The sequence below is a fragment of the Kosakonia beeri genome (genome assembly GCF_054165705.1).
This window is the reverse complement of record NZ_CM135106.1, coordinates 3,576,547-3,593,648: the sequence shown is the minus strand read 5'-3', so window position 1 is coordinate 3,593,648 and position 17,102 is coordinate 3,576,547. Positions and strand designations below refer to the sequence as shown.

The window sequence follows — 17,102 nt, the reverse complement described above, 5'->3', positions numbered from 1 at the left end:
CGTTCTGGCGCAGGGGATCAGAGGAAATGAATATGCTTTTTGCCGTGATCCGGCGAAATCTCAATTCGGGCGTTAACCTGAAAAACGTTGGCCAGCATCTCTTGCGTTAACACCTCGTCCGGCGTACCGCTGGCAACGATTTGCCCTTTTTGCATCACAATCAACGTATCGCAGAACATCGCCGCATGATTAAGGTCGTGCAGGGCAATAATACTGGTGACCGGCAGTTCGCTGATCAAACGCATCAACTGCATCTGGTGATGAATATCGAGATGGTTGGTCGGTTCATCCAGCAGGATCTCACCGGGCGACTGTGCCAGCGCGCGGGCAATGTGTACCCGCTGACGTTCGCCGCCTGAGAGGCTTTGCCACCCCTGATCGCTGTGCTCAAGCATATCGACGCGGGCCAGTGCCGCATTGACAATCTCGTCGTCGTGATGTGACCAGGCACTGAAGGGGGAATGATGCGGAATTCGCCCCAGCTTCACGACATCACGCACGCGGATATTGGCTTCGGTGGCAGCGTGCTGTTCCACAAATGCCACGCGTTTTGCCAGCGCTTTCTTTTTCAGCGTGGCGATGTCGCTACCGTCGAGCATCACTGTGCCGCTATCAGGCCGACGCAGGCCCGCCAGTATGCGCAACAGAGAGGATTTTCCTGAACCATTGGGACCAAGCAGCCCCAGTGTTTGCCCTTTTGGCACCGCCAGAGAAACGTCATTGACGATGATTTTTTTACCCACCCGCCAACTGAGCCGGCTTGCGCTAATGCTCATGCAAACCTCCTTGAGCGATAGAGAATAATGGCAAAGAACGGGACGCCAACCAGCGCGGTGACCACGCCAACAGGCAGGGTTTGCGGGGCGATCAGCGTGCGTGAAGCGATATCTGCCAGCACCATCAGAATGGCACCCGCCAGCGCGCTGGCCACCAATAAACGGCGGTGCAGCGGACCAATGAAATAGCGCATCACATGGGGAACCACCAGCCCGACAAAGCCAATCGATCCGGCCATGCTGACAATAGTGGCGGTGATCAGCGCCGTCACCGAAAACAGGATCAGCCGGACCACGCCCACCGGGATGCCCAGCGAGGCGGCGGCATCATCGCCAAAGGTAAACGCATCCAGCGCTTTGGCGTGATACAGACAGGCCAGCAAACCGAGAATAACGACGACCAGCACCAGCTGGAATTCCGGCCAGCGCACACCGCTAAAACTGCCCAGCAACCAGAACATCACATCGCGGGCTTGCTGAGCGCTGGCGGAGGTGCTGACACTCCATGCGGTAATGGCATTAAACAGTTGCGAGGCGGCAACACCCGCAAGAATGGTGCGTTCATTGCCGCCGCGCGCGCCGTTGGTCAACACGGCCACAAAGAGGAAAGCGGCAAACGCGCCAAGAAAGGCGCCAGCAGACAGCGAGAGCGCACCCGCGCCGATCCCCAGCACCACCACCGAGACTGCGCCCGTTGATGCCCCGGCGGAAACACCTAAAACGTAGGGTTCCGCCAGCGCATTTTTCAACAGGCTTTGTAATACGGTCCCGCAAATGGCCAGGCCTGCGCCGCAGCATGCGGCCACCAGCGCACGGCTGAGGCGGAAATCCCACAGCACCGTTTCGTGGATCCGGTTCAACGGTTCGTGGGTCAGCCCCAGCTTGTTACTCACGGCATAAAAAGTGGTTCTTAATGGGATCGACAATTCACCCACGCCAACGCTGACCGCTATCACCAGCGCTAATAACAGCAATGACAGCACAAACAATATCCCAAGCTGCGCCTTTTTCAGCGCAGCAACAGACGGTGTGGTCATTTATCCAGTCCCAGGGTCTTCAACTGGGCGGCAACCTGCTCAGCACCATATAGCGTACGGATTGTCGGGTTCATTGCCTGGCCATCCATCACTACGATATGGCCTTTTTTCACCGCCTCAAGCTGGCTGACAGCCGGATCGCTCTTGAGGAACTTGATTTTCTCTTCGGCGTTATCCAGTGCCCAGCGGTTACGATCGAGACTGGATACCACGATCACATCCGGGTTCGCCGCGATGATGCTCTCCCAGCCGAGGGTCGGCCATTCGCTTTCCGACGTAATGGCGTTATGCCCGCCGAGCAGATGGGCAATATAGCCGGAGGCACTGTTTTTACCGCCTACATAAGCATCTGCCGTGGGAGACGCACTGGAGAACCAGAAAACAAACGAGAGATTTTTCTTGCCGTGGCCAAACTGGCTGCGCAGCGCCGCTTCACGTTGCTTAAATTCGGCAATCAGCGCATCACCGCGTGCCTGCACATCAAAGATTTTCGCCAGATCATCAATCTCTTTATACAACAGGGACGGATCCCACAGGCTGTGACGGCTCCCGTAGATATCGCCGTTGTCCTTTTTCGTGGCACACACGCCCGGCGAGAGGTAACTGTTGGCACCAATGGCGGCAAAATCTTCTCGTTTTGCCACTTTACTGTCCGGTCCGAGCAGGATCGGTAACTGCGCAACCACAAAGTCCGGCTCCTGAGCAATGATTGACTCCAGCGTTGGGATCTCAACGGTCAGGACTTTAACTTTTGCATTCCGTTCAGCCAGTTGCGGCAAGACTTTTGTCGGCCAGAAAGCGCTGGCAACCATGTTGTCTTGCAGATCCAGCAGCAGCATGATTTCCGCCGTGTTTTGGCCCAGCGCGACCACGCGCTGCGGGGCTTTTTCGAACGTGATCGGAACGCCGCAGTTATCCAGCGTCAGGGGATAATGCGTAGCGTCTGCCAGCGCGGAACCGGCAAACAGTATCCCCAGTGCAAATAACGATTTTTTAACGAAATGCATCATCATGACCTTTTGTGATTATTGATTTTGTAAATGAAAATCATTCTAATGCCGGCTCTTATACCGAGCGGCATAAACCTTGTCAATAATGAGGAAGGGCAAAGTCAAAACCTCAGACTCTGTAAGTCAATAACAAAAGTTGCCAGCGCTCTGTTAACCCGGTAAAAAGTGGCTTTTGTGCACGCCTCACCCGCTAAACGGTTTTTGCATGTTTGCTTATTTTTCTGCCCCGACAAAAGGGACATCGCCTTATCTGCTCGCGGGCAGTCAGCTTATCTTTAATATCGGCTTTTATGCCGTGGTGCCGTTTCTCGCCATCTACCTGCGCGATGACATGCAGCTTTCCGGCGCGCTGATCGGTTTGATTATTGGTCTGCGGACGTTCTCGCAGCAGGGGATGTTCCTGCTGGGTGGGGCGTTATCCGATCGCTTCGGTGCGCGGATCATTATTCTTTGCGGCTGTCTGGTGAGGATCAGTGGTTACCTGCTGCTGGCAATGGGCGATACGCTGCTGCCGGTGGTACTCGGCGCATGTTTAACGGGCGTGGGCGGCGCGCTGTTTTCTCCTGCTATTGAAGCGCTGCTGGCAAAAGCCGGCACGCAAAGCGAAAAAGAGGGCAAACGCAGCCGTTCGGAATGGTTTGCGCTGTTTGCGATCTGTGGAGAACTGGGCACCGTACTGGGGCCGCTGCTGGGATCGTTGCTGGCAGGGTTTGGTTTTCAGCAGGTTGCTCTGGCTGGGGCAGGGGTGTTCGTTATTGCGTTGCTGGTGCTGTTTTTTGCCCTGCCGCGCACGCCGGGCAAAGCTGAAACGCTGCATATACTGCCGTGGTGGAAAACGTTTCATAACCGCCGGTTTGTGGCTTTTATGCTGGCGTGGAGCGCTTATCTGTTTAGTTACAATCAACTCTACCTGGCGCTGCCTGTTGAGCTCACCCGCTCCGGCAGCAGCGAAAAAACGCTTGGCCCGTTGTTTATGCTGGCCTCGGTACTGATCATCACGTTACAAATGCCGCTGGCGCGCCTCGCCCGTCGCGTTGGTGCAGCGCGGATGTTACCTGTTGGGTTCGCGCTGCTTGCGGCTTCGTTTATCAGTGTTGCGCTGTTTGCGGCAACGCCTGCGCCAGAAAGCTGGCAGCGCTATGTTCCCGCGGTCTTCATGATCACGCTGTTAACACTCGGGCAGATGCTGATTGTGCCGGTGGGCAAAGACCTGGTGCCCTATTTCGCCAATAATCAGAACCTTGGTGCGCATTATGGCGCGTTGTCCTCAATGGGCGGTGTCACGGTGCTGGCGGGGAATTTTCTGTTGGGTGGGCAGCTCGATAATGCGCTCACGCCTTCCCCGCAGGCCAGCATTGCGTGGCTATGGCTGGCTCTGTTGCCGCTACTCAGCGCGCTGGCGATGGTCGTGATTTGCCGCCCGCTCAGGCATCGTCACGGCTGAACAGGCGTTAAACGCCTGGTGAGGCATAGCCGCCAAGGATAAACCACGTCAGGAATGCGACCGCGACGATAAACACCAGAATGGGGAACGCAATACCAATTCTCATAGATCCTCTTTGTGCTGTGACCCGCGTTAAGCCGTAAGAAACCCCGTCGTCTGCGGGGAGACAACGTTAGCACAAATCTGCGCGAAGTGACCGTTCTGAAACGCTAGAAACGGCTGTAATTCGCCTGCTCGATAATAATTTTCAGGTAACTGTTGGCGATATTGTCCCGAAAGAATTTTTCCTGATCGTGGCTCATCAGAAAGCCTTGCCAGGTTTTTGGCGCCACGCCCAGATACTGTTCAACGCGCCCGTTGCTGTGTTCGAGTTCAAGCACGCTGGAGTTGGGATCGTAGCCTGCTGCTTTTAATGCACGGCAGCTCAGTGGGTGTCTTTTCATGGTGGATCATCCTGTCCTTAAACATCACTGTTAAAAATGCTTTTCTCCTATCGGCAGGTTTTCATGAATATTTACAGTGGCAGCAAGGATTTACCCCAACGAGATTTGGTAGGATGTTTTTCTGAAACCCTGCCATGCAAGTTGCATAAAACGATCGGATGGACCTATGGATAGAGTGATGGCGGTAGTGGTGTTTAACCGTATCTGCGAACTGGGGAGCCTGAGTGCGGCGGCCAGGGCGTTGGGTATTTCCCGACCGATGGTCAGCCGCTATCTCGATGAAATGGAAAAATGGGCGGGCGCCCGGCTTATTCACCGTTCTTCCCGTCGTCTTACACTTACCTCTGCCGGGGAAAAGACGCTGCAACACACGCGACAACTGGCTCCGCTGTTTCATGATATTGAACAACAGTCGACGCGCGAAGCGCCATCCGGCACGTTGCGTATTGCCTGCGCGCATTTTACTGCCAGCCACATTGTCGGCCCGGTGTTACCTGCATTTCTGGCACGTTACCCGGCGCTGAAAATCGAAGTCGATATCAGCCATCAGGCGGTCAATCTGATTGGCGAGCGCATCGATCTGGCGATCCGTATTACCAATAATCCTGAGCCAGGCGCCATCGCGATGCGTCTGGGCGAGTGCCACTCTGTACTTTGCGCCTCGCCAGACTACCTGCGCCGATGCGGGGAACCGCAAAGCCTGGCAGATCTGCAGCAGCATAACTGCCTCTATTACAGCGGTTTTGCAGGGCAGACCTGGCACTTTACCGACCGGGAAAATAATCGGCTTAACGTGCAGGCAAACGGCAATCTAAGCGCCGGTATCTCGTCCGTCTTATGCGATGCCGCTATCGCCGGGTGCGGCATCGCGCTGGTTCCTGAGAAGGAGGCCCGCACCGCGCTGGACAGCGGCGAACTGGTCAGCGTGCTGGCCGATTACGTCCCGCAGCCGCTGGGGATTTATGGGCTTTATCAATCCCGCTCGCACCAGCATGTTGCATTAACGTTGTTTCTTCAGGCAATTGCCCAGTCGTTACGCCAGCAGACCTGACGGTAACCCCGCCGGTTACCATTTCATTTCGCCGGTGTTCACTTTTGCGCTCAATTCCAGGGAACTCTCTTCGGCGAGGGCAGGCCAGTGCTGTTTCATGGCGTTAACCACCCCTGCTGCATCTTTTTCCGTCTTCAGCGCCTGTTCAAACTGTTGCAGGTAATTCGCCGTGAAGGTGATGGCGCCATCACCCGCCGGGCGGTTGCCCAGATAGTGGCCGGGAATAACCTGTTGCGGTTTTAACGCCTGCATTTCCCTGAGGATCTCGCGCCATTGCGTACGCGCAGCGGTTGTTTGCGTATCTGCTGTCCAGACGTGAATACCGCTTGAGATGGCTGTGCCGCCGAGAATTGCTTTATTAGCCGGGATCCAGACGTAAGCCGCATAGCTTTGCGGGTGGCGCAGCTCCACTGTTTCGCCATCAATCGTCAGCTGCAGTGAATTCAGCGGTTGCGGCACGATCACGCGTTGCGGTGCACCTTCTTTCATCTGCGGCCCCCAGAAAGCCAGCTTCGCCGCTTTTGTGGCTTCGATATGCTTAATCACCGTCTCCGAAGCGACCACTTTCACCTGCGGAAAAGCCTCGACTAACGGCTCGAGGCCAAAGTAGAAGTCCGGATCGCCAGAGGTAATCACAATCTCTTTCAGTGTTTTGCCGCTGGCTTTCACCATCTTTGCCAGTTTTTCGCCATCTTTGGTGCTGAACTGAGCATCAAACAAAATCGCTTCGGTTGGGCCAGACACCAGCGTAGACGAGACGGCGAAGAGGCCTTTTTCCTGCGGGTTATAGACTTGCAGACTCAACGGCGCGGCAAAGGCCGGAGCGCTTGCCAGTAACATCAGCATGCTCAGGGTGGTACGTTTCATGAATTTTGTCCTTCTCTCGGGGGGCAGGCGTTCCATTGTAGGCAGATTGGCGAGCATGAGAATTCCTGAAACGGGAGATGCTCAGTTTCATAAAACGATCAGGTGTGCGGCCCTAATGCGCTTGTTGAAATGTAAAGCACTGTATTTTAGGGAATTAAACGTAAATCTATATACCCGCAGCGCCTCGCCTGGTTTATCATAGGCGGGTGGACAGCATTTGCTGTCTCGCGGGTTACTTTAATCCTCACAGCAAACAGAGTTGGCAATAAAATTATGATCGGTTTTGTAGGCATTCTATTGTTATTACTGGTGATTGTTTTTTCTTTTTATAAGCATATTCAACAATTACGCGCCCGAAAAATCGGCGGTACGCGGCGACTAGTCCGCCGGCGCTAATTTAGCGCGCTCCCGTTGAAAGGTCGGGCCTGGCAGGGCTTTTTATTTCCGCGCAGTCAGGGCATGTTGCTGTTAACAAAGCTGACAGGATTATCATTTTCGCGTCATTTTTGAGTCAGCATCCTTGCGCTAAGGTGGCGTTACCCTGGCGAGGAGGCGGCACTGATGGAAATGCAAAAAGCGGTAATACATGAAATCCAGCAATGGATCGATGACAACCTTGACCTGCCACTGCGTATCGGCGATGTCGCGATGCGCTCGGGCTACTCGAAATGGCATTTACAGCGTCTGTTTCATGCAGAAATGCGGGTGCCGCTCGGCATTTACATTCGCGATAAAAAGCTGGAGAGCGCCGCGCAGGAGTTGCTCAACACGCAACAATCCATCATGACAATCTCTACTAAGTACGGTTATGACTCCCAGCAGACCTTCACCCGTACCTTTGCCCGTAAATACCATATGCCGCCAGGCGTATGGCGGCGGCGACACCAGGCCTGACGTTTTCGCGGTGTTGCATGAAGGCGGCAAAATGTCAGCATAATGTCAGCGCACAAGCGCTAGAATCATCAGCAGAGTGGTGCGCGCGGCAGGTGCCGAAACGTAGAAGGGGGCACACCCATGAAGCTGCTATTAATCGAAGATGAGGAAAAGACGTCCTCCTATATTAACCGTGCGCTTAGCGAACAGGGCTTTACGCTGGATGTCGTCAGCGACGGCGTCGAAGGGCTGCATATGGCGCAGGAGTATGACTACGATGCGATCGTGCTGGATGTGATGCTGCCCGGCATGGACGGCTACCAGATCCTCGAGCGGCTGCGCGCCAGTAAAAAGACGCCGGTGTTAATGCTTTCGGCGCGCGGTTCTGTTGAAGAGCGCGTAAAAGGGTTGCGCCATGGGGCTGATGATTACCTGCCAAAACCCTTCTCGTTGATTGAACTGGTGGCACGCATTCAGGCTTTGCTGCGCCGCAGGCCGGGCGACGGCGCGGATATTACGCAGTTGCATATTCATGATCTGCATCTCGACTTACTGGCGCGGCGTGTCACCCGGGGCGGCGATCGGCTGGAACTGACCGCGAAAGAGTATGCGCTGCTCAGCCTGCTGGCGCGTCATCAGGGCGAGATTTTGTCGAAAATGATGATTGCCGAGCAGGTCTGGGATATGAATTTTGACAGCGATGCCAATGTCGTCGAGGTCGCCATCAAACGTCTGCGTGCCAAAGTGGATAACCCGTACCCCATTAAGTTACTGCATACCGTACGCGGCATGGGCTACGTGCTGGAAACCCGCCAGGAGAGCAAAGCAAGTTGATTCCGTTCTCGGTCGTGAAGCGCTCCATTGCCGGGCGTATGGCGCTGCTGTTCTCCGTCGCTTATGTCTTTGTGGTTATTACCTTTGGTGTGGTGCTCAGAAGCTCGCTGTACACCTCTCTGGAAAGCCAGATGCACAACGAACTGCTGTTTCGCGAGTCGTTAATGACGCCGTGGATTGAGAACCACCATAACCTGGAGAGTTGGTCGACGCTGGAAGCGAAGTTCAATACCCTCTCCACCTCGGAAGGCGGGCGCGTTAAATACTGGCTGCTCAGCGCCGATCCGCGTTTCGCCATGGGTGGGCCGCCGCCGAGCGGGGTCGACTGGTCGTCGCTGAAAGATGGCTTCAGCACCGCGCCAGGTAAGACGGAATTATCCTGCCTGCTGTTTCTTTACTCGCGCGAGATCCCGGCGAAAGAGGCGCGTCCGGCGCTGCGCTATGTTGTGGCGATTGACTCGACACCGTATATGGGCACGCTGTATGAATTCACCTGTACGCTGGTGGTGATCAGTATTGTCGGCGTGATGTTTATTGCTTTGCTGGGCTACCTGATTGCCCGCAACGGCATGCGACCCGTGAATATGCTCAGCGAGCAGGCGCGTCATCTTGCGCCGGGTAATCATGGTCAGCGTTTGCAAACCCGGACCCTGCCAGATGAACTGCAAACGTTGGCGGTGTCGTTTAATGGCGCGCTGGAGCGCCAGGAGATTGCCTGGCGGCAACTGGAAAGTTTTAACGCCGATGTGGCACATGAGTTACGTACGCCGTTGACCAATCTGATAGGGCAGACGCAACTGGGGCTGTCGCGCCCGCGTTCCGTTGCCGAACTGCAGGATCTGCTGGAGTCCAACCTCGAAGAGCTGGAGCGGATGACCTCTATCGTCAACGATATGTTGTTCTTATCCCATGCGCAGGCGGGCGAACATGCCACGCAGTTAACCCGCGTCTCGTTGCGTGAAGAAACTTTTAAAACGTTTGAGTACGTGGAGCCTTCGTTTGCAGAGAAGAATCTGCGCGTTGAGGTGGAAGGGGATGTCACCGCCTCAATCGACCGCCGTTTATTCCACCGTTCGCTGGCGAATTTACTGGAAAACAGTGCCCGACATGCACCGCCGGAAAGCACGGTAGTTGTGCGGCTCCAGTGCGTCGAAAATCATGCCCGGGTGGCGGTATCGAACGTTGGCGAGGCGATCGCGGTTGATCATCTGGAGCGCTTGTTTGAACGTTTCTATCGCGTAGACGCCTCGCGTACCCACAGTGATATGCATCACGGGCTGGGACTGTCGATTGTCAGAGCCGTTGCCAATATGCACCGGGGCGATGTGTTCGTCAGCAGCCAGAACGGAATGAATACCTTCGGTTTTACCCTGTCGCTGGGATGAGGATGGCACCCTCAGGCGCAAAGAAAAGGCCGTAACGCAACCCGTTACGGCCTTCTTTCACAGCCAGACGGTTATTTATACAACGTGGCCACGCCAAAATATTTATCGTCGCCACCGGCGGAAATGATTTTATAGCTGCTCGCACCTTGCTGGTCGGCTTTTTGCGCCAGGCGGTGTTGTAGCCCGCCGAGTGTGCCTGCGCCTGAAACCGATACACTCCCAACCGGCGTCAACCCGGCATCGGACGTCACTTCGGTGGCAGCCCATGATGCTGTCGAGAAAACAACCAACGCGGTTGCTAACATCTGCACGTGTAATTTTTTCATCGTAACCACCTCTTCATTCGGAATAATGTCAGAGTATCTTCTGACAGTAGCAATATTACGCCCAGTAACTGTCATTTCTCTGACCAGAAAATAACGACGCTGTCAGATAACAAAACTCCACAATTCTTTTAATAAACTCACCGTTAGCGCAAAAAAATCGGGAAAGATGAGTGCGTCTTTTAATCAGCAGGCAGGGTACGCACGTTGTGGAAATAAGGCTTGCTGGGTGTGGAAATAGTCCAGGCCATGCGTAAGTGGAATAACGTTTTACCATGGCAGATGTTGAAAATAACCTTATACCGCGTAGCGGCCTGGCTAAACTTGGGCTTCGTGGTATGCAAAGAGACGGTTAACGGCGTATTTCCTGCAGGCAAATAATCTATACGGGAGCGGCGTCAGGCGCTGGTCGGGATCTCGTCGGCCCATTTCGTGGCGAGTTTAATCATTTCGGCCACCACGCTGCGATTGAACCCCAGCCGGTGCCCAAGCGCGCTGACCTCTTCCCAGTTGTGATTTTCATATAATTCAATCAGCTGCAGGTATGGGTATAGCGGTCCTTTTTTCTCTCTTAGCGCCATCATGACATTAGTCGATACGTCTATCTGGCTAATCAGATCCGCCATGGGCATTTCAAAAATATTGTCCAGTTGCGAAAACAGCCCGACGATAAACGCATCATCGGCAGAGTGGCGGCTTATCGAGCGGGCCGAGGCGAGTTCGCAAAACCGGGCGCGGAACAGGCTTTGATGGTAGATATCATCGGTTTTCTGTTTGTTCACCGAGGTTAAACACGACACCAGCACAAAGCGGCGCAGTTCATTGGTACCGAGGTAAAAAATAATGTCTTTCAGCGACTGGCTGCGAATATTTTTAATGCCACGAGCATTGAACACAATATTCTGCGCATAGCGCATGATCTTAAATGACAGCGCGAGATCCTGCTTTAGCAGGGCTTCAATTTTGCCAAAATCCGGTGAGTCGGCATTCACCTCTTTCATTAATTTCAGCGTTATAAGTTGATTCTGAACCAGCTTGTTTGCCGAGTGGATCACCGGTTTGCTGAAAAAATGCCCCTGAAACAGGGTGCAGCCCATATCGCGGAAACATTCGTACTCTTCCTGCGTTTCGACTTTCTCGGCCAGAAATACCGTCTCTTTCAGCAAATCGCCTTTACTGGTGATATAACTGCGGATCTCATCCGGGGTATTCAGGCGCACATCAAATTTAATGATACTGACGTACGGTAAAAACGCATTCCAGGTTTCACCTAACTCAAAATCATCCAGCGCAATACGAAACCCGTGGGCATAGAGCTTTTTTACCGTGTTAAGCAGCAAAGGCGTGGGTTCTGCCGTTTCAAGAATTTCAACAATCACCCGGTCTTTCGGCAGGGTTTCCGCCATTCCCTGCACTAACAGTTCATAGGGAAAGTTAACGAAGATAGCGCTGTACTCTTTCAGGCGGCCTAATGGCGCACCAAGGAATTGCTCGACAATAATTTGGGCAGTGGCGTACTCCGGGGTGACGTCGGGAAACCGGTTCGTCATACTGTCTCTGAACAACAGTTCGTAACCGACTGTGTTCATATTTTCATCAAAAATCGCCTGGCGGGCGACAAACGAGAACATTCGTTACTCCACTCCACAGATGCCTGCAAATCTAAAAAAACCGGGGAATGCGCTAACCTGAACCGGTCAACCTTCGTTATTTTTTCGCAGGATAAAATGGAAGCCTGGACGAAAATGACGAAGACGCAAGTCGGACTTAAGGAAGGCCGTATCTTTTGTAAACTTCTGAGGAATTTAAGTCAAATTCCACGCTGCGGAATAATAACCAATTACGCTATTTATTGGTAACTTTTGGCAATGCCGGCAAAAAAATAACCCGATTTTGCCGCGGCGGGATCGCTGCCGGAGAACATGTATCGTTATCATAATCGGCGATCCGCTTAAGCGAAACGGCATTGTTACTGTGTCATGTTGATTAGCATAAAACGGTGAGAAAGGTGGCATAAATCGCCGCAACATGCGGCGTGCGTGACCATGCGCACACCGCGTCAGGGCTGAAAACGGCAAAGCATGATCACTATCATAATTCTGAAAGTGATCTGCATTTATCTGTTGTCAGGAATATTCCGATAGACTATTGTGAATTTACCCCAGTACAGAGCTAACGCCACAACAAGTGAGTGCCGGAGATAAGCGCCGGGCGGGGTAAGATAGATTGAGCACTTTTGGGAAAGAAATAAAACAACAGGCCCTGGCATATGCCGGGGCGTTTTATTTTTGGCGCTCGCCATGACGACAAAGCGTGTACTCAGTCGCGATCGATCGCAAACGGCTGCCAGGCCTGACGCACCGGCATCACTTCCACACGGTTAATATTCATGTGGTCCGGCAACGTGGCGATGTAAAACATCTGCTGTGCAATATCCAGTGCGCTTAAGGGTGTGGTGCCGCGATAAAGCGTGTCTGAAGCGGCCTGATCGCCTTTAGTACGCACCAGCGTAAATTCCGTCTCCGCAATGCCTGGGGCCAGGTCTGTAACCCGCACCCCGGTACCCAGCAGGTCGCAACGCAGGTTATAGCTAAACTGTTTCACAAACGCTTTGGTTGCACCATAGACATGACTGCCGGGATAGGGCCACTGTCCGGCAATCGAACCAATATTGATAATCGTTGCGCCAGCACCGTGCTTAATCAGCGTTGGCAACAGCGCATGGGTCATATTGACCAGCCCGCTGACGTTGGTATCAATCATTGTCTGCCAGTCTTCCAGTTCCACGCGCTGGGCGGGCTGTGGGGCAAGCGCCAGCCCGGCATTATTGATAAGCGTAGTCACATCGGCAAACGCAGCAGGCAGGCCCGCAACGGTGTTTTTAACCGCCTCTTTATCACGCACATCCATCGCGACAATATGCACCGGCACTTTGCTCTGCAGCCGGGTCTGTAACCCCTCCAGGCGCGCCAGACGCCGCCCGCTTAACACCAGTGACCAGCCCGCGTCGGCAAAAACCTGCGCTGCCGCTTCGCCAAACCCGGACGTTGCGCCGGTAATAAACACCACTTTTTTCGCTGCTGTCATTGTCTTCTCCTGTGCGGGTTGAGGCGTCACTATAAAAACCTCCCGCCGCGCCAGACAGAGCCAGTTATTCCACAAGGGTGTGACACGGGTGTCACAAGCCGCAAACAAGACTGGCTCTACCTGTAGGAGCACGTGCCACAGCATGATGCAGGCAACAACCACGACAGGAGAGGAGCAGGGGATGAAATGGGCACTTCAGCGCGAAACGGCAATCACCAATGACGATGTGCGTCAACGGGATCGGTCGTATGTGTTTCATTCATGGTCGATGCAGGGCAACCTCAACCCGCTGGTGATTGCCGGGGCGAAAGGCTGTGAATTATGGGATTACGACGGCAATACGTACCTGGACTTTAGCAGCCAACTGGTCAATGTGAATATCGGTTACCAGCACCCACGCGTGCTGGCAGCAATGAAAGCCCAGTTGGATGAGCTGGTGACCATTGCGCCGGCTACCGCCAACCTCGCGCGTGGCGAAGCGGCAAAACGCATTGTTGAACTGGCGCCGGCCGGCTTCAGTAAAGTCTTCTTCACGAATGCGGGTGCCGACGCCAATGAAAACGCTATTCGTATGGCGCGCATGTACACCGGGCGCGACAAGATCTTTTCCGCTTACCGTTCCTATCATGGCAATACCGGCAGTGCGATCGCCGCGACTGGTGACTGGCGTCGCGTGCCGAATGAATATTCTCGCGGCCACGTACACTTCTTTAACCCTTATCTCTATCGCAGCGAGTTTAACGCTGAAACAGAAGCGCAAGAGTGCGAACGTGCGTTGGCGCATTTACGCCGGATGATTGAGTGTGAAGGCCCCTCCTCGATTGCGGCGATCCTGCTGGAATCCATTCCGGGTACAGCAGGCATTCTGGTGCCGCCGACCGGCTATATGCAGGGTGTTCGCGCCCTGGCCGATGAGTTTGGCATTGTACTGATCCTGGATGAAGTGATGGCCGGTTTTGGCCGCACCGGCAGTTGGTTCGCGTTTGAGCAGGACGGCATAGTGCCCGACCTGATCACTTTTGCTAAAGGCGTAAATGCCGGTTATGCCCCGGCGGGTGGGGTACTGATCTCCGCACCGATTGCGCACTACTTTGACGATCACTTCTTTGCGGGTGGGCTGACGTACTCCGGCCACCCACTGGCGATGGCAGCGATTGTTGCCACGCTGGATGCGATGCAGGAAGAGCAGGTGGTAGAGAACGCCGCACGTGTCGGCAATGGCGTGTTGCGCCCGGGGCTGGAAGCGCTGGCGGGCAGACATCCGCTGATTGGTGAGGTTCGTGGTCGCGGCATGTTCCAGGCAATGGAGCTGGTCAGCAACAGGCAGACCAAAACGCCGCTGGCGGCGGCAGAGATGAGCGCGATTAAAACGGCGCTCACCCAGGCCGGTGTGCTGAGTTTTGTGGTCGAGAACCGCATCCATGTGGTGCCGCCCTGCACCATGAGTGCGGAAGAAGTGCAGCGCGGTTTGGCCATTTTTGACCGTGTTTTGTCTCAATTTGACCCACTTTGCTCTTGATTTTGCTGGCGTCAGGCATTCCTGACGCCTTGTCTGGTCAGTCCTCTGATTTCAAAGGCATTTTTTGATAAACTCCCCCCGATTATTAGCACTGTATTCCGCAGCGTTCTCCTGATAAAACATCTCTTTTGGATTTATCTTTAATACCTGGGGAGAGAAACATGCCGGAAATGAATCAGTATGGTCAAAACGTCGGCGACACAGTGCCACACTGGAACGGCGTCCAGCCGCTGCCACGACGCGTATTGCAAGGCCACTATTGTCGTCTGGAGCCGCTCGACGCTCGGGTACACACGCCACACCTGTTGCACGCCTATTCTCAGGCGGAAAACGACAGCGACTGGACCTGGCTCGCAGGGCAGCGCCCTGATGACATCGACAGCATGGCGCGCTGGGTGATTAGCAAAATGATCGACAAAACGGTCATCCCGTTTGCGGTCGTCGACGAAGTAACAGGGAATGCGGTCGGTGTCATCGCCTGGCTGGCGAACGACACGCAAAACGGCACAGTTGAAGTGGGGCATGTCACCTGGTCGCCACAGATGAAAAACAGCACGCTGGGTACGGAAGCCGTGTGGCTGATGCTGCGCCATGCTTTTGCCTGTGATTACCGCCGTGTAGAGTGGAAATGCGATGCGCTGAATGTGGCCTCGCGCCGTGCCGCAGAACGGCTGGGTTTTCGCTGGGAAGGGCGTTTTCGCCAGCACATGGTGCGCAAAGGGCGTAACCGCGACAGTGACTACCTCTCCCTGCTCGATAGCGAATGGTCGCAGTGCGATGCCGCCATCACCGCCTGGCTCGACGCCAGCAATTTCGACCATGAAGGCCAACAAAAACAGCCTCTCGGCGCTTTTTTTGCGCGCTTATCGCCGTGATGAAACCGGCATCGGTTTACCCGATGCCGTCTCTTTATCCTGAGCGCTATTCACCACGTACCCCGGGATCAGGGCTTTTGCGCACGCGCCAGTTGAACCGCGTTTTGCCAGTCAACCCAGCGTTTTTGCAGGCGAGCATGGCGGGCCATATCCGGCAGGAAAGTGACATGTTCGGGTAACCAGGCGCGCAGCTGTTCGCTATCGACCTGCAAAAGCGCCTTGCGTGCCAGCAGCGCGGCGCCCATCGCAGAAAGTTCGGCCACATCACTGCGCATCACCGGGCAGCCGAGCAAATCCGCCTGATATTGCATCAGCCAGTCATTTTTTGTCGGGCCGCCGTCTACCATTAGCGCCTGCAGGGAAAACGCGCCGTGCTGACGCATCGCCACCACTACATCGGCTATTTGATAGGCGATCGATTCCAGCGCCGCACGGATAAGGTGCGCACGTTTCACTCCCCGGGTCAGGCCATGGATCAGACCGCGCGCCTGTTCGTCCCACCATGGCGCGCCCAGCCCGGTGAGTGCCGGAACAAAATAGACGCCAAGTGTTGAGTCAACGGAGGCGGGCAGGGTACACAGTGCCTGCGCCAGTTCATTTTCCGGCAGCTCGCTCAGCCCGGTGCTCTCTGCCATCCACGCCACGGCATCGCCGGTATGGGGAATATTGCCCTCCAGCCCGTAGACCAGCCGCTCGCCATCATGCCAGGCGACCGTGGTCGCCAGCGATTTCACATCGCACTGCGCACTGGCCACCGGCGCCATTACCGACGAACCGGTGCCGTAAGTCGCTTTTACGCAACCGGTCGCGCCAAGACCGTGGGCGAACAATGCCGCATGGGAGTCGCCAATCATCGCCAGGATCGGGATCCCGTCCGGAATGCCGCTCAACCCTCTGGTATGGCCGAATAATCCACTGGAGGGGCGGATAGCAGGCAACGCGGCGCGAGGAAGACCAAACAGGGTCAGCATGTCGTCATCCCAGTCGCCGCTGTGCAGGTTCAGTAACTGCGTGCGCGAGGCATTGGCGTAATCGCAGCAGAACGACTCGCCAGCGGTTAACTGCCACAGCAGCCAGCTGTCGATAGTGCCAAGGCAGATGTCACCCTGTGCGGCCAGCGCGTGCCCCTGGGGGATCGCCTCCAGCAGCCAGCGCATTTTAGTGGCGGAAAACAGCGGGGCGATCGGCAGCCCGGTAACCGCTTTGATAACCGCTTCCAGGCCTTGCTCACGCAGGGCATGGCAAAAATCCGCCGTGCGCGAACATTGCCAGCTGATGGCCGGGCCGCATGGTGTGCCACTGGCGCGATACCAGCCAATCGTCGTCTCGCGTTGATTGCTAATAGCCAGGGCCGCCACGCGCGCCGCGCCCACCTCAGCCACTACCTGGCGGATCACCGCCAGCGAGGCTGCGAGAAGCTGTTCCCCGGACTGCTCAACCCAACCTTCGTGCGGCGTCTGGATCGTCAACGGGCGTGAACATTTCGCTACCACCTGGCCTCTGGCATCCAGCGCCACGGCTTTGGCGTTAGTGGTGCCCTCATCGAGAGCAATCACAATCTCTTTATCCAGCGACATG

The 17,102-nt window shown here is 55.1% G+C and carries 17 protein-coding genes; 7 read left to right on the top strand and 10 right to left on the bottom strand.

From position 1 onward, the window contains the following. Positions 1 to 17: 17 nt before the first annotated feature. Genes eitC through eitA form a run of 3 tightly spaced genes read right to left on the bottom strand, consistent with a single transcriptional unit; the run spans position 18 to position 2,820 of the window. Complete coding sequence (gene eitC / locus ACUY4S_RS17035) at positions 18 to 776, bottom strand: siderophore ABC transporter ATP-binding protein EitC (protein ID WP_312690988.1); 759 nt, start codon at positions 774 to 776, stop codon at positions 18 to 20. Continuing rightward, a complete protein-coding gene (locus ACUY4S_RS17030; protein WP_458022462.1) occupies positions 773 to 1,813 on the bottom strand; it encodes a FecCD family ABC transporter permease in 1,041 nt (346 codons plus the stop codon). The genes eitC and ACUY4S_RS17030 overlap by 4 nt, the downstream gene beginning before the upstream one ends. Then, on the bottom strand, positions 1,810 to 2,820 hold the full coding sequence (gene eitA, locus ACUY4S_RS17025; RefSeq protein ID WP_458022504.1) for a siderophore ABC transporter substrate-binding protein EitA: 1,011 nt from the start codon (positions 2,818 to 2,820) through the stop codon (positions 1,810 to 1,812). Before eitA ends, ACUY4S_RS17030 begins: the two co-directional genes overlap by 4 nt. A gap of 208 nt (positions 2,821 to 3,028) precedes the next feature. On the opposite strand from eitA, the gene ACUY4S_RS17020 reads away from it, so the two are divergent. Continuing rightward, a complete protein-coding gene (locus tag ACUY4S_RS17020) occupies positions 3,029 to 4,267 on the top strand; it encodes an MDR family MFS transporter (RefSeq protein WP_312690990.1) in 1,239 nt (412 codons plus the stop codon). Positions 4,268 to 4,274: 7 nt separating this feature from the next. Here the strand turns inward: ACUY4S_RS17020 and ACUY4S_RS17015 are convergent, their stop codons facing one another. Both ACUY4S_RS17015 and ACUY4S_RS17010 read right to left on the bottom strand, forming a co-directional pair. Continuing rightward, positions 4,275 to 4,373, bottom strand: a complete 99-nt coding sequence (locus tag ACUY4S_RS17015; RefSeq protein WP_458022463.1) for a YoaK family small membrane protein — start codon at positions 4,371 to 4,373, stop codon at positions 4,275 to 4,277. Between the two features lie 103 nt (positions 4,374 to 4,476). Then, the gene (locus ACUY4S_RS17010; RefSeq protein WP_312690992.1) at positions 4,477 to 4,710 is read right to left on the bottom strand and encodes a KTSC domain-containing protein; all 234 of its coding nucleotides are present in this window, start codon (positions 4,708 to 4,710) and stop codon (positions 4,477 to 4,479) included. A gap of 166 nt (positions 4,711 to 4,876) precedes the next feature. On the opposite strand from ACUY4S_RS17010, the gene ACUY4S_RS17005 reads away from it, so the two are divergent. Further along, entirely contained in the window at positions 4,877 to 5,761 is an 885-nt protein-coding gene (locus tag ACUY4S_RS17005) for a LysR family transcriptional regulator (RefSeq protein WP_458022464.1), read from the top strand. 15 nt (positions 5,762 to 5,776) lie between these two features. On the opposite strand, the gene ACUY4S_RS17000 is transcribed toward ACUY4S_RS17005, so the two are convergent. Beyond that, positions 5,777 to 6,628, bottom strand: coding sequence for a Vmh family MBL fold metallo-hydrolase (locus ACUY4S_RS17000; RefSeq protein ID WP_312690994.1), 852 nt, complete (start codon positions 6,626 to 6,628; stop codon positions 5,777 to 5,779). Between the two features lie 561 nt (positions 6,629 to 7,189). On the opposite strand from ACUY4S_RS17000, the gene ACUY4S_RS16995 reads away from it, so the two are divergent. The 3 genes from ACUY4S_RS16995 to ACUY4S_RS16985 all read left to right on the top strand — a co-directional run bounded on the left by ACUY4S_RS16995 (position 7,190) and on the right by ACUY4S_RS16985 (position 9,720). Further along, positions 7,190 to 7,522, top strand: coding sequence for a helix-turn-helix domain-containing protein (locus ACUY4S_RS16995; RefSeq protein WP_312690995.1), 333 nt, complete (start codon positions 7,190 to 7,192; stop codon positions 7,520 to 7,522). A 120-nt stretch (positions 7,523 to 7,642) separates the two neighbouring features. Next, on the top strand, positions 7,643 to 8,335 hold the full coding sequence (locus ACUY4S_RS16990; RefSeq protein WP_312690996.1) for a heavy metal response regulator transcription factor: 693 nt from the start codon (positions 7,643 to 7,645) through the stop codon (positions 8,333 to 8,335). Between the two features lie 38 nt (positions 8,336 to 8,373). After that, positions 8,374 to 9,720: a heavy metal sensor histidine kinase gene (locus ACUY4S_RS16985; RefSeq protein ID WP_458024273.1), complete on the top strand. Its 1,347-nt coding sequence runs from the start codon at positions 8,374 to 8,376 to the stop codon at positions 9,718 to 9,720. Positions 9,721 to 9,791: 71 nt separating this feature from the next. Here ACUY4S_RS16985 and ACUY4S_RS16980 read toward each other — a convergent pair whose 3' ends face one another. The 3 genes from ACUY4S_RS16980 to ACUY4S_RS16970 all read right to left on the bottom strand — a co-directional run bounded on the left by ACUY4S_RS16980 (position 9,792) and on the right by ACUY4S_RS16970 (position 13,130). Continuing rightward, entirely contained in the window at positions 9,792 to 10,046 is a 255-nt protein-coding gene (locus tag ACUY4S_RS16980; RefSeq protein ID WP_312690998.1) for a YdgH/BhsA/McbA family protein, read from the bottom strand. Between the two features lie 395 nt (positions 10,047 to 10,441). Beyond that, positions 10,442 to 11,674 carry an EAL and HDOD domain-containing protein gene (locus ACUY4S_RS16975; RefSeq protein ID WP_458022465.1) on the bottom strand — a complete coding sequence of 411 codons (1,233 nt, stop codon included), beginning with the start codon at positions 11,672 to 11,674 and terminating at the stop codon, positions 10,442 to 10,444. A gap of 688 nt (positions 11,675 to 12,362) precedes the next feature. Further along, entirely contained in the window at positions 12,363 to 13,130 is a 768-nt protein-coding gene (locus ACUY4S_RS16970) for an SDR family NAD(P)-dependent oxidoreductase (protein WP_458022466.1), read from the bottom strand. 181 nt (positions 13,131 to 13,311) lie between these two features. Here ACUY4S_RS16970 and ACUY4S_RS16965 point away from each other — a divergent pair, with 181 nt between their 5' ends. Both ACUY4S_RS16965 and ACUY4S_RS16960 read left to right on the top strand, forming a co-directional pair. After that, positions 13,312 to 14,649 (top strand): aspartate aminotransferase family protein, encoded by a 1,338-nt coding sequence (locus ACUY4S_RS16965; RefSeq protein ID WP_458022467.1) that lies wholly within the window; start codon positions 13,312 to 13,314, stop codon positions 14,647 to 14,649. 161 nt (positions 14,650 to 14,810) lie between these two features. Then, complete coding sequence (locus ACUY4S_RS16960; RefSeq protein WP_312691003.1) at positions 14,811 to 15,524, top strand: GNAT family N-acetyltransferase; 714 nt, start codon at positions 14,811 to 14,813, stop codon at positions 15,522 to 15,524. Between the two features lie 68 nt (positions 15,525 to 15,592). Here ACUY4S_RS16960 and ACUY4S_RS16955 read toward each other — a convergent pair whose 3' ends face one another. Next, on the bottom strand, positions 15,593 to 17,101 hold the full coding sequence (locus ACUY4S_RS16955; protein WP_458022468.1) for an FGGY family carbohydrate kinase: 1,509 nt from the start codon (positions 17,099 to 17,101) through the stop codon (positions 15,593 to 15,595). Position 17,102: the final 1 nt, after the last annotated feature.

Excerpts from the sequence above, each read along its gene's own strand:
- ACUY4S_RS16965 (WP_458022467.1), top strand. The coding sequence starts at position 13,312 with ATGAAATGGGCACTTCAGCGCGAAACGGCAATCACCAATGACGATGTG.
- ACUY4S_RS16995 (WP_312690995.1), top strand. The coding sequence starts at position 7,190 with ATGGAAATGCAAAAAGCGGTAATACATGAAATCCAGCAATGGATCGAT.
- eitC (WP_312690988.1), bottom strand. The coding sequence starts at position 776 with ATGAGCATTAGCGCAAGCCGGCTCAGTTGGCGGGTGGGTAAAAAAATC.
- ACUY4S_RS16990 (WP_312690996.1), top strand. The coding sequence starts at position 7,643 with ATGAAGCTGCTATTAATCGAAGATGAGGAAAAGACGTCCTCCTATATT.
- ACUY4S_RS16960 (WP_312691003.1), top strand. The coding sequence starts at position 14,811 with ATGCCGGAAATGAATCAGTATGGTCAAAACGTCGGCGACACAGTGCCA.
- ACUY4S_RS16980 (WP_312690998.1), bottom strand. The coding sequence starts at position 10,046 with ATGAAAAAATTACACGTGCAGATGTTAGCAACCGCGTTGGTTGTTTTC.
- ACUY4S_RS17000 (WP_312690994.1), bottom strand. The coding sequence starts at position 6,628 with ATGAAACGTACCACCCTGAGCATGCTGATGTTACTGGCAAGCGCTCCG.
- ACUY4S_RS16975 (WP_458022465.1), bottom strand. The coding sequence starts at position 11,674 with ATGTTCTCGTTTGTCGCCCGCCAGGCGATTTTTGATGAAAATATGAAC.
- ACUY4S_RS17005 (WP_458022464.1), top strand. The coding sequence starts at position 4,877 with ATGGATAGAGTGATGGCGGTAGTGGTGTTTAACCGTATCTGCGAACTG.
- ACUY4S_RS17010 (WP_312690992.1), bottom strand. The coding sequence starts at position 4,710 with ATGAAAAGACACCCACTGAGCTGCCGTGCATTAAAAGCAGCAGGCTAC.
- ACUY4S_RS16985 (WP_458024273.1), top strand. The coding sequence starts at position 8,374 with ATGGCGCTGCTGTTCTCCGTCGCTTATGTCTTTGTGGTTATTACCTTT.
- ACUY4S_RS16955 (WP_458022468.1), bottom strand. The coding sequence starts at position 17,101 with ATGTCGCTGGATAAAGAGATTGTGATTGCTCTCGATGAGGGCACCACT.
- ACUY4S_RS17015 (WP_458022463.1), bottom strand. The coding sequence starts at position 4,373 with ATGAGAATTGGTATTGCGTTCCCCATTCTGGTGTTTATCGTCGCGGTC.
- ACUY4S_RS16970 (WP_458022466.1), bottom strand. The coding sequence starts at position 13,130 with ATGACAGCAGCGAAAAAAGTGGTGTTTATTACCGGCGCAACGTCCGGG.
- eitA (WP_458022504.1), bottom strand. The coding sequence starts at position 2,820 with ATGCATTTCGTTAAAAAATCGTTATTTGCACTGGGGATACTGTTTGCC.
- ACUY4S_RS17020 (WP_312690990.1), top strand. The coding sequence starts at position 3,029 with ATGTTTGCTTATTTTTCTGCCCCGACAAAAGGGACATCGCCTTATCTG.
- ACUY4S_RS17030 (WP_458022462.1), bottom strand. The coding sequence starts at position 1,813 with ATGACCACACCGTCTGTTGCTGCGCTGAAAAAGGCGCAGCTTGGGATA.